Origin of the sequence: Facklamia miroungae (assembly GCF_012396555.1) — a bacterium.
In the GTDB taxonomy this organism is placed as follows: Bacteria; Bacillota; Bacilli; order Lactobacillales; family Aerococcaceae; genus Facklamia; species Facklamia miroungae.
This window is the reverse complement of sequence record NZ_JAAXPS010000013.1, coordinates 21,227-31,983: the sequence shown is the minus strand read 5'-3', so window position 1 is coordinate 31,983 and position 10,757 is coordinate 21,227. Positions and strand designations below refer to the sequence as shown.

Below are 10,757 nucleotides of genomic sequence, written 5' to 3'. Positions count from 1 at the left end.
AGCACAGAGTCCTTTCTATTTTGGTTAGCGCTTTTAATATATCGGACTTCTGTGTTTTTGTGTACCAAAAAATAGGGTTGAAGGAAGTATTTTTCTTCCATCAACCCTATTTATTATAGAACCTAAATAACAAATGATTTAAGAGGTGATCTATATGAGGCACAAACAATTTCTAAACGTCCTCAGCTTGGTGATTTTTTTTATGGCAGTCTCGATGCCGATAAGTGCTGAAAACAAAGACAAAGAAGCCATCCCTGCAAAAATTCAAACGAGCTTAAAAAAAGAAAAAAAAGAGCCTGCTAAAGCAGGGGCTATGACCGAGCAATTAATCAAAGATGGCAATTCAGAAGTCACCCAATATGACAAAGATAACAAAGATTATCAAAATCAAGAACCGGTTATTCCTGCAAGCTACATCGATGCCATGCATACCAAAGGAAAAGATCTAGGTAAACAACCGAACACGATTGAATCGAATGGGATTATTATCGAATTTGTCCCTTTGAAAGAAAATACAGGTAGTCAAGAAGATTTCGATCAAGTCAATGAAGTTCTTAGTTGGGATGGTGTTCCTCAAGTAGGTATGAACGGCATCCGTACCTTCTTTGGACATTATTATGATAATAATAACACGGGTGCCTTTGCACCCTTCGCTAGCCGAAATTATTTTGAGCCTGGCAATGAATTTATTGTTACAGATGAAGACGGTATATCTAAAGCCTACGAGATTACAGCTATCATCCCCGTTCAAACTGATTTTCAATACAATTACTTCTATAATGAGGATTCCATCCCCTTCCTGGCCTATTATGGAAACGGGGATGATATGGCGGCCTTTATGACCTGTCGTTGGGATAAAGCAATTGGACAAATGGATTTCGCCATTGCTTATCGTATTTGGTAGATAATAACTTCCTCAAATCAGTAGTTTTTAACCTTCCCTACAGGGAGGGTTTTTATCATCTCGTCTGTTTAAATTTAAAAATCTTACCTTGCCCGATTAATGCTTAGCGATCTAATCGGAGAGAGGTAAGAATTACTCAGTGTTAAACGAACTCTTTATTGACTGTTATCATTTAATAAAGTAGACGCTTCTAAATATTGATTGGGATATTTCTCAAGCAATTGATTGATAAGTCTGATCATTTCAGTTTGACCCGCATGCCCCTTTTGATACTCTTCTAGTAATTTAAAATATGCATCTTTTTCATTCTTAGTTACCTGTTTTTTGAAATAGCCCCAAATATGTTGAAAAGCATTGGTACTTTCTTTTCTACTTTCAGGCATTCTTTCCGCTTCCGCTATTTTACATTGAACATATGCCAATTCGACATTATCATTTTTAAGATATTGTCGAATTTCTAAATATAATTGCTGTGATTTAGATAAAACGAGGTATTTGTTCTTGCTCCATAGAACTTGACTCTTTCTTTTTTGCGTTTTCAAATCATTCATAGTTACTCTCCTTTAAAACCCACCTATTCTGAAAGCTTTTTTGTTAATTATCATTCACTAATTGCTTTTTCATGGCTTTTAGGAAAGATTCCATTTTCATTCTTGATGAAGCAATAGACAGCAGTCAAGACAAAAATACCCAAACCTATTAATAAGACAAGCATAATCAGTGAAGCAAATTCAGGAGCGTAAACTTCGTTTTCATACTCACTATAAATCCCATAAAAAGCCCAAGCAGACGCAATTGGGAATACAGCGTTTCTGAACTTCACTACATAAACTACAACAAAAATTATCGCAATTGTGATGATTATTAATGTCCAAATTGATGGAGAAATCCCAAAACCATTCCATCCTATCTTGACTAATAAAGAAGCTATATTAACTATTGTAGCGATTAATACCCATGATGCATACAGTGTGAAAGTAATGCCTGGCAAACGATAGGAGATAAAATCTCGTTGATTATTAATCATTTCAATTAGTTTCATTAACGTTAAAAGTAATAAAAAGATTAGTATCACTGATAAGCCTATAAATTCATAGGAAAAGCTAACAATCCAAGCCATATTCAAAATACACGAGAGTATAAAAAAAGGAGAAATAACTTGTATAGTCCTAATTACTCGCTTATCTTCACGTTTAAAGATCAAGTAAATAAGTGTAATTAATATCAAACTATATATAACACCCCAGATACTAAAAGTGAAACCTGCCGGGGTAATTAAAGTAAGATACTTATTTGATACTGCTTGCTGACTCATATGATTAATTTGACCCGTTCCACCTAAATAATTCACAATCAGGGAAAGAATAAAAGAAATATAATTTCCTGCTAACCACCAATGAATCTCTTTTTTATGACTACTCCCATTACTCACTTTTTTATCATATCGACCATTCCTTTGTCTTTTATTGATGATGTACTGATTTTAAGCTTAAACTACCATTTATAATAAAACGTTTTCATATGGATTATACCATGTGTAATACCCTATGAAAATTATTTTATACCTTTATATTGGTCAAATGATTATCGAATTCTAAATCACACCCACGGTATTCATAAAAACATCCAACGACATTAAAATAAAAATAATGGTTTTGACCATCTTTACTTTTAGCACGCGGCAAAATAAAGAAAGTTACTTCTTCACTCTGCATCATCTGAACAATACTGTCGATCACACAATAAAGCGGCAATCCTAAAGCCGAATACTTCATAAACTCTTCTTCTAATTGGCGATAAGCTAAATCAAAAATCTTAATGTCCATTGCTTGCTCTTTATTCAACATCGAATCACCTCGTCGATATTATAGAACATGTGTTCGTAAAAATAAAGTGCAACTTCTTTGCTTCTTCTGTATTATTTGCAAATTTTACTTACAGAAAAGATTTAAATCCCGACTTACACTTTAAAAACCTCTTAACCTTATTGCTGTTAAGAGGTTTTTATGCACAATCATAAATAACGTTTTAGTTTTTGAATTAAACACTTAAAGTTAATGCAATACGTAAGTTGAGGGAAACTTTTGGATCTGTAATGTCCACTCCTAATAGTTCTTGGCATTTTTCAATCCGATACTTCACTGTATTGCGATGTATAAACAGCTTATTAGCTGTTTGGGTTGTCTCACATTGATTGTCTAAGTATACTTTCAGCGTATCCCTTAATTCCTTTAGGTTATTCGTTTGAGGATAAGCCAACTCTTTTAGCACTGACTCACAAAAATAATTAATATCTTTGCTGTCAATATCATGAAACAGGTGCTGAACACCCGAATTATTGTAATAGGTGATCATTTCTTTATTGTAGTCCGTTAAACGAGCTTTAAAAGCTAAAGTTGCTTGATCAATTGATCGTGATACTTGGTCAATGGAAGCCACCGATTCGCCAACACTAAAGACCATGTCAATATTCACGAGGTTCAATAAGTCGTCATGACATTTCTTTAATTTCTCATCGAGGTTACCAACATGGTTTTGTAATATTAAATAAAGATGTGCGTTGGCATCTGTTTGAAAGAGAAACATATCTTTAAAATAATCCTGCCCATAGTTTTTTAGAAAATCGACAATTAAAGCATACTTTTCATAAAGTTTAACGGTTTTAAGTTTAGGCTCTAAGGCACTTGAAACATTCACCTCAATTGCTAAATAATAGTTTGAATCTATGTATTTTATTTCTTCGATTGTTTTATAGAGAATACCCTTACCGATTGTTTCTCCGCTCATTGTTTCAAGCATAAAACTGGATGAAGTATGTAGATAACTGGAAAAAACTTTTTCAGTTTTATACAGAATATAAGATAAAACCAGCTTCGCTTGATCAATCGTAAAGGCGGAGATCGGGTAGGTCATATTCTCTGGGTTCAATATCAATAAATAATGCGGAAAATATTTAAAAACAAATACATTACTAGCAGAAACTAAAATCGTTTGTTCATGATCATCTTCCATCTTAAAATAATCATTGGGTACATCTTTATTTTTAAACCGTGATTGGAATTGTTTTTGAACAGTTTCCATCAGCATTGGTTTTTGAGTGAAATGATGGGAATAACTGACTACTTTTTTTAGTGGATTTAAGAGTATGATCGGACATTTAATAATTTTGCTGAATTCATTAATAACTTTCTCAATAGAGGTATTATTCAACAAAAGATCAGAAAATTGTTTTTGGATGCTTAAAGCGAATTCTATTTCTTCTTTTCTTTGATTCCAAATGTAATTGGAAATTTGATGTAGCAAACGACCTAATGGGTATTTGTCAGGAATATTAATAATCGGAAAACCTCTTTTATTCGCATGTGCTACTACTTGGGGATGAAGTTCCCCATGAAGAAACCGTCCCGTCTTAATAGCTAAACCAGCCGCTTTCGCCCGGATTAGTGAATCAATAAAGGGGATCATTTGTAATTGATCCTCCTTAAAAACCATTCCAGTGGTTAAAATTAAAGTCTCTGGACTAATATAAAATTCAATGTCCGGAGTCTCTGTTATTTCAACATTGCTAACAGCTTGTCCCACAGTTGTTTCAACATCGGTTAATAGTTTGATATCTGAGAGGTAATCAATTGATAATAATTTTTCTACCAATACCACAGCAACCATCTCCTTAGTGCTTTCATTATACCAAGAGATGTCGTTCCTTCCTACTTTTTAAAACTCTCTTTATAAAAGGATTATCATTAACAGTAAAAAAGTTTAGCGTTATACCTTCATCAAAACTCTTAAATCAGCAAATTTCATAATCGATTGCTAGTTTTTCATAAACACAAAAAGTCTAACCTACACAATGAAATGTAATAGTTAGACTTTTTAAGTGGTTCATTTTGCTTACTCAGCAAAAGCATCTTTATTCCCATATTGATCAAAGTGAATCGTATCGGATTCAAGATAATCAATAATATGCTTTGGAATATCAATGCCTTGCTCAAGATTGCGTTCTGTACTCAAAATAGCTAATTCGCCTGGATAATAAACTTGATCAAAGCCTTCAGCTGGTTTAATCGCATGCAGTTCCTCGACCATTTGCTCAATGTTTGCTGTGAACTGGTCTAGACTAGTAAAGCGCGCTGGATCAATGGCTATATAAACATGACCTAAATTTCTACCCTTGTCTAAGTCTTTGTACATGGAAGATACGCTCTTACCAAACGGTAAACCGAAAAGCATACCTGAAAGGATATCTACGATCATCATTAAACCATATCCCTTAGGGCCAGCGATTGGTAATAGACCTGCTACTTTGTGAGGGTCTGTTGTTGGCTCACCTGTGGCATCCACTGCCCAAGTATCGGGAATTGATTCGCCTTTTGAACGCGCATCAAGTACTTTCCCCCAAGCTTGAACGGTTGTTGCCATATCAAAGAAAATCGGACGACCATTTTTTCGCGGTGCGCCAAAGGCGATGGGGTTCGTTCCAAAGTAATTTTCAGAACCTCCGAAAGGGACAACCATTGGGTCTGATTGTGTCATGGACAAGCTAACATAACCAGCTTCTGCTAATTTTTCAACATAATAAGCGAGCATTCCTGTATGACTAACGTGTGTCACTCCTAGCATAGCAATGCCATTTTCTTTGACTAAATCGATCACTTTTTCTAAAGCGAGGTTAGCAACATAGTGGCCTTGACCGTTATCACCATCAAAGGTTGCAGTTGCGGGACCAGTTTTAGTATAAGTGATCTTAGGTTCTTTAGTCACACCACCTTTGGCAATGCGCTCAGCATAATAAGCGACACGAACTGCTCCATGCGAATGAATATCAGATAAATCAGCATAAGTTAAGTGCTTAGCCGTTTCTAAAGCAGAATCTTCTGGAAGTCCAGCTGTCATTAACTTATTTTTAATTAACTCTTGAAGACGACTGGCTTGGATTTTTACTGTTTTATTTTTATCCGTCATTTTAGCCTCCTATAATATAGGATTGCGGTTAGCATCTTTAGAATAAACGTAAGATAAAGGTTCGTCACGTCCCACAGCATAGGCGGCTTGCAATGAATATCTTCCCATAAAGATGTAGTCACCTTTTTCAACTGGGAACCATTTGTTATCTAAGTTATACATTCCTTGACCTGAAAGAAGATATGCACCGTGCTCTTGATAATGTGTTTCGATATAACCATGGCTTGCACCTGGTTGGAATTCAAGAATATGAATGTTCATGTCGAAGCCAAAATCATCAGTCGGTAAGAAGTCCCATAAAAGAACATCTTTCATTCCTTCATACTCAATGGGTTGTAAATCAGCTTTATTACCAACTACTTTATATGCTTCATAACCTTCAATGGCTTCATAACGCCGTTGATATAAGAAAACTTCCGTCATTTCTTTTTGAGCATTTTCCATAAACATTAACTGGTCTACTGGGAAGAAAGCATATCCCCCATCTGTTAAGACGTGTTCTTCTTCCCCATCGCTGACTTTTAATTTACCTGAAATAACATAAGCAAAGGTTTCAAGTCCTTCTCCACCGAAACCACGTTCATTCTTACCACCTTCCAAGAATTCAGCAATGTAATCATTAAAACTAGCACCCAGTGCTGCTGTTCCCAAAATTGAAATACGGACATTTTCAAATCCAGGAACTTGATTATTGACTAACCCATCATGCGGTAAAATCGCGTATAAGCCTTTCTCAATAATCGCACGGCTTTCTAACAAACCCTCTCTGTATCCAGTTTTATTGTTTTTGTATCCCATTTATACCTCTCCTTTTAAACTTTTTTTAATTATTTGTAAATAGAATTGAGCTCCTAAAAGCATATCATTACCTGACGTATGGCCATAGGTTTGGATTAACCGAATCGATTGAATCAGTTGCTCTGGTGAGTGTTCCTTAATAGCCTTGATGAATTTCAACCAAACTGGGTTGACTTGCCTATCAAAAAGGGCATGGTAGTAAGCCTGACTAACTTTAGTGGTTGTCGTTATTTGCATTTGCTGTTTAACGAGATCTGGTAATCTTCCAAATGACTGGTTAAATTGAGGGAGCCGATTTTGATTGAATAAAGTTACTTGCTCCAACACTAACATCCCTTGTAAGAAGTCATCACCTGAAGGGGTTAGACCCAGTCCTTTACCAAAGAGAAATTGTACTAACTCTACCATTCCATTTGAATGGTTTACTACTTGACTTTGAAAACTTTCAGTCAATAAATTTTGATAATAATGTTTTAGGGCAGGCAATTGATTAAAGGCTGATTGCTCATAGATTTGCGCTTGTTCAAGTAGGTCTATCATATCCTGTAAAAAATCTACTGTTAGATTTAATGAATAATCCGGTAATAAACAAGAGTATTGTTGATAATCAATTAGCTTAATTTCAAATGGTATAGGGCGCGTATAAAGACACCATGTATCCTTACACTGACGTATTTGCTCGCCCGGCTTTAACTTCTGCATCATTTGATCAAACAAGGATTTATTCTCTATCTGTATTCCTAAAACTGAAGCTTTTAATTGGTTAACTCCTGAAAGGTAAATCAGTTGATGTGGACCATCCGTTTTTTTTGAAATCAAATTTATTCCGTGATCAAACACCGAATCTACCCAATACGTCTGATCTTCTAAGGGAGAAAGATAACTTGAAAGAATTAAACTTGTTTTATCCCGTACCGTCTTATTCATCCACCTGAATACCTAAAGATTCTGCAAAGGCTACTAGAGCTTTCTCGAAGCAAGCGATTGGAGCAGTTACTGTCCCGGCTCCTACTTGACCGATACCGGCTTTTTTATGGGCTATTCCCGTATTAATAATCGGTTCAATTCCTGTTTCAACTACCTTACGGATATCAATACCTAAATTGGATCCACGGAAATCCCATGTTGGAATGGACCAATTAGGGTTTTGTGCACTGACAATTTTTGATTGCTCATTCGAAATACGAACAGCATCTTCAAAACCTCCCGCACCAATAAACCGAGTAACTCCAGGTGCAGCTACAATTGCTGATCCTCCTAAGCCAATTGTTTCAGTAATCGCAGAGTCTCCAATATCCTTACTACCATCTTCTTCGCTATAACCTGTGAAATAAAGTCCTTTAGGTGTATTGACAGGAGCTGTAAACCATTGGTCCCCCATAGCTGCTATACGAATACCAAAGTTTTCCCCATTTCGTGCCATGGTCGTAACGATACATCCTTCTTTAATCTTACGTGCATAATCAACAATTGACTTTCCAGTAGCCATCGCAATATTTAAGAAGAACTGATCGGTATCAGCTAAGAATTGAATGACTTCTTGCTTTTGATTTGCATCAATATCCAGCGATGTAATGACCGGTGCGATTTCTTTTAAGAAAACAAGCGAAGCTGCGATATTTCTTTGATGGAATTCATCTCCCATAGTTATCGCCTTAGCAATCATGACATTAACGTTAATCCCACCATCAATTTGACGTAGTGCTTGGCCTAAGACAGGTCCCAAAACATCACGCATCCAAATTAAACGGTTAATAACTTCTTCATTATTGGCTCCAAAGCGCAAGACGGTCCCTATTCCTTCATTCATAATACAATAGCCGGTTGTTCCATCTGCTTTATTTTCTACAATAAAGACAGGGAAGTTTGCTGTGGTAATACCTCCCATCGGACCCACTGCACCAACATGATGACATGGCATGAACTTAATTTCACCCGCATCAATTTGTTTTTGTGCTTCTTCATGATTAGAAGCCCAACCTTCAAACAACATTGCACCGATGACTGAACCTTGCATTGGACCAGTCATATTCTCGTATTTCACAGGTGGGCCGGCATGTAAGATAACTTTTTCTTCAGTATTTAATTCAGGAATAACTTCTTTAGCATATTTAACATCTACTAAATAGGGTTGAGAGTCACGCATGCGATTGATTACTTTCTGATTGGCTGCATCAATGGCATCAGCATGCTTTTCGAGTTCATTCAAGATGCGAATTAATTTTTTATTTCCGCCGGCTTTTGGTCGCCAATTAAACTGAATAGCTTTTCCACCATATTTAATTATTGGGTCGACAAAACTTTCAATACCAATATTGATCACTCGGGGTGAAGTCATCACTAATTCTTGCACTTGCTCGCTTGGACTTGGTAGTTCAACCTTTTCACCTTGATATTCCACGTGCTTCTTATCGGAAAATTGATAATGAACTCCCATCAATTCTAAGGCTAATCGAACCGCTTTAGCATTGGTAGCTTCTACATAGACTCCTGCTTCTTTCAAGTCGGCAACTGCTTTATCATAATCTTGTGGATCATTCACTGTCCCAGTGACAGTAGCTACAACATATATTTCGCGGTCACTGTCAGTCATCTTGTTGAGGTTTTCTTCAATCGTAGGGATCAAGGCATTAGCCATATCTGCATGGGAGCCATAACCTAAAACCACATCTAGTAAAATAACACCCGTATCTTCATTTGCAAAAGCTTCTTCTAATTTCTGGATCCGAATACTCGGATCAATCATTGGATGCGGCTTACCTTTCGTATAGACATCATCACCCAGGTCCATTACTTGGAATCCATGAGTATTCAAAATAAAGCCTTCTTCATTTTGAATTTCGCCCAGTTCTAAAGCATCTGCAATTAACATAGCGGCTTCATTAGCTAAAGTGCCCCCTGAATAAAGACCTTTAACCGTCTTGCCTTGTAAGTTCGCTTCAAATGAGTTGTCTAAAGGATCAGTATAATTGGCTTTAACTTGTTCTCCATTTGATAGATCAATCGCAATTCGCGCTGCTTCTTCTAGGGTATAAGCTAAAGCTACATTACCAATATGTTCAACCGGTTTCTCACCTAAAAAAATCGCTACAACAGGTTTTGAAAGCGATTGAAGCACTTTAACTACTTTATCACGCACTGCTTTTGCTGGCGGTTTAGAAATGACACAAATCACATCAGTCAGTGGGTGCTTTTCTAAAGCAATAATCGCGTCAATCATCGTTCTAGCGCCGACAGCTTCCTTCAAATCTCTTCCGCCGGTACCGATTGCGTGAACTACTCCACCTCCAAGACGATCAATGATCGTTGTAACTTCCTGAATGCCTGTCCCTGATGCTGCCACAACTCCGATATTACCGGGCTTAACAACATTGGTAAACGCCATTGGAATACTGGAAATAATTCCTGTTCCACAATCTGGTCCCATAAATAGAAGGCCTTTTTCATGCGCCTTCTCCTTTAATCTGACTTCATCTTCCATTGAAACATTATCTGAAAATGAGAAGACGTGTAAGTTATTATCGATTGCTTTTTCAATTTCATATGCTGCATATTCACCAGCTATTGAAACCAAAGCCAAGTTGGCATCCGGCAAAGCTTCTAAAGCATCCTCCCAATTATCCACATCAACTTTATTATCGGTTTGTTTCTTAACGGATAGGTCTTCTAAAAAATGATCTATTTCTTCTAAAACTTTTTCAAAAACTGCTTGATCTTCTGTCTCAACCACAATGGCCAAGTCATTTGCGCTAGCAGAATCTAATTCTGGGGTAGCAAGGCCTGCTCCTTTAAAGATATCTTTATTGGCATCAGTCGCCATCATGACTTGGGCTTGAATCACACCATCCACTTTATTAACTTCTGCAGATAAGAGCATCAAGTTAATCGAGTCTTGATAATTCCCTTTTTGAATTTTTGTGAATAACAAGAAAATCCCTCCCTTTATATAATATTATATCGGTTTCCCTAATGTATTTCGATTGCTCAGCTTACAAATAGATAAGGGTCTTTTGTTCATTTCGAACAAAAATGATATTCGTTTTTATTTTATTTTGTACTGGATGCGAAGTAAATAATGATAGAATATTTCATA

Annotated in this window: 9 protein-coding genes; 1 reads left to right on the top strand and 8 read right to left on the bottom strand. The window is 36.4% G+C overall.

The annotated features are described in order from the left end of the window. Nucleotides 1-202 precede the first annotated feature (202 nt). On the top strand, nt 203-904 hold the full coding sequence (locus HF969_RS09130; RefSeq protein ID WP_143406577.1) for a hypothetical protein: 702 nt from the start codon (nt 203-205) through the stop codon (nt 902-904). A gap of 155 nt (nt 905-1,059) precedes the next feature. Here the strand turns inward: HF969_RS09130 and HF969_RS09125 are convergent, their stop codons facing one another. The 8 genes from HF969_RS09125 to HF969_RS09090 all read right to left on the bottom strand — a co-directional run bounded on the left by HF969_RS09125 (nt 1,060) and on the right by HF969_RS09090 (nt 10,592). After that, nucleotides 1,060-1,455, bottom strand: a complete 396-nt coding sequence (locus HF969_RS09125) for a YbgA family protein (RefSeq protein WP_090290453.1) — start codon at nt 1,453-1,455, stop codon at nt 1,060-1,062. Between the two features lie 50 nt (nt 1,456-1,505). Beyond that, nucleotides 1,506-2,336 carry a hypothetical protein gene (locus tag HF969_RS09120; protein ID WP_210727926.1) on the bottom strand — a complete coding sequence of 277 codons (831 nt, stop codon included), beginning with the start codon at nt 2,334-2,336 and terminating at the stop codon, nt 1,506-1,508. A gap of 127 nt (nt 2,337-2,463) precedes the next feature. Next, nucleotides 2,464-2,751 (bottom strand): DUF5960 family protein, encoded by a 288-nt coding sequence (locus HF969_RS09115; protein WP_090290452.1) that lies wholly within the window; start codon nt 2,749-2,751, stop codon nt 2,464-2,466. Between the two features lie 193 nt (nt 2,752-2,944). Beyond that, complete coding sequence (locus tag HF969_RS09110) at nt 2,945-4,561, bottom strand: PucR family transcriptional regulator (RefSeq protein WP_168427207.1); 1,617 nt, start codon at nt 4,559-4,561, stop codon at nt 2,945-2,947. 234 nt (nt 4,562-4,795) lie between these two features. After that, entirely contained in the window at nt 4,796-5,866 is a 1,071-nt protein-coding gene (allD, locus tag HF969_RS09105; protein WP_090290450.1) for an ureidoglycolate dehydrogenase, read from the bottom strand. A 9-nt stretch (nt 5,867-5,875) separates the two neighbouring features. Next, entirely contained in the window at nt 5,876-6,664 is a 789-nt protein-coding gene (gene allE, locus HF969_RS09100; RefSeq protein WP_090290449.1) for a (S)-ureidoglycine aminohydrolase, read from the bottom strand. Next, nucleotides 6,665-7,591, bottom strand: a complete 927-nt coding sequence (locus HF969_RS09095; protein ID WP_090290448.1) for an oxamate carbamoyltransferase subunit AllH family protein — start codon at nt 7,589-7,591, stop codon at nt 6,665-6,667. Beyond that, nucleotides 7,584-10,592 carry a bifunctional FdrA/YlbE family protein gene (locus HF969_RS09090; RefSeq protein WP_090290447.1) on the bottom strand — a complete coding sequence of 1,003 codons (3,009 nt, stop codon included), beginning with the start codon at nt 10,590-10,592 and terminating at the stop codon, nt 7,584-7,586. The genes HF969_RS09095 and HF969_RS09090 overlap by 8 nt, the downstream gene beginning before the upstream one ends. Nucleotides 10,593-10,757 lie beyond the last annotated feature (165 nt).

Excerpts from the sequence above, each read along its gene's own strand:
- HF969_RS09130 (WP_143406577.1), top strand. The coding sequence starts at position 203 with ATGGCAGTCTCGATGCCGATAAGTGCTGAAAACAAAGACAAAGAAGCC.
- HF969_RS09125 (WP_090290453.1), bottom strand. The coding sequence starts at position 1,455 with ATGAATGATTTGAAAACGCAAAAAAGAAAGAGTCAAGTTCTATGGAGC.
- HF969_RS09115 (WP_090290452.1), bottom strand. The coding sequence starts at position 2,751 with ATGTTGAATAAAGAGCAAGCAATGGACATTAAGATTTTTGATTTAGCT.
- allD (WP_090290450.1), bottom strand. The coding sequence starts at position 5,866 with ATGACGGATAAAAATAAAACAGTAAAAATCCAAGCCAGTCGTCTTCAA.
- allE (WP_090290449.1), bottom strand. The coding sequence starts at position 6,664 with ATGGGATACAAAAACAATAAAACTGGATACAGAGAGGGTTTGTTAGAA.
- HF969_RS09095 (WP_090290448.1), bottom strand. The coding sequence starts at position 7,591 with ATGAATAAGACGGTACGGGATAAAACAAGTTTAATTCTTTCAAGTTAT.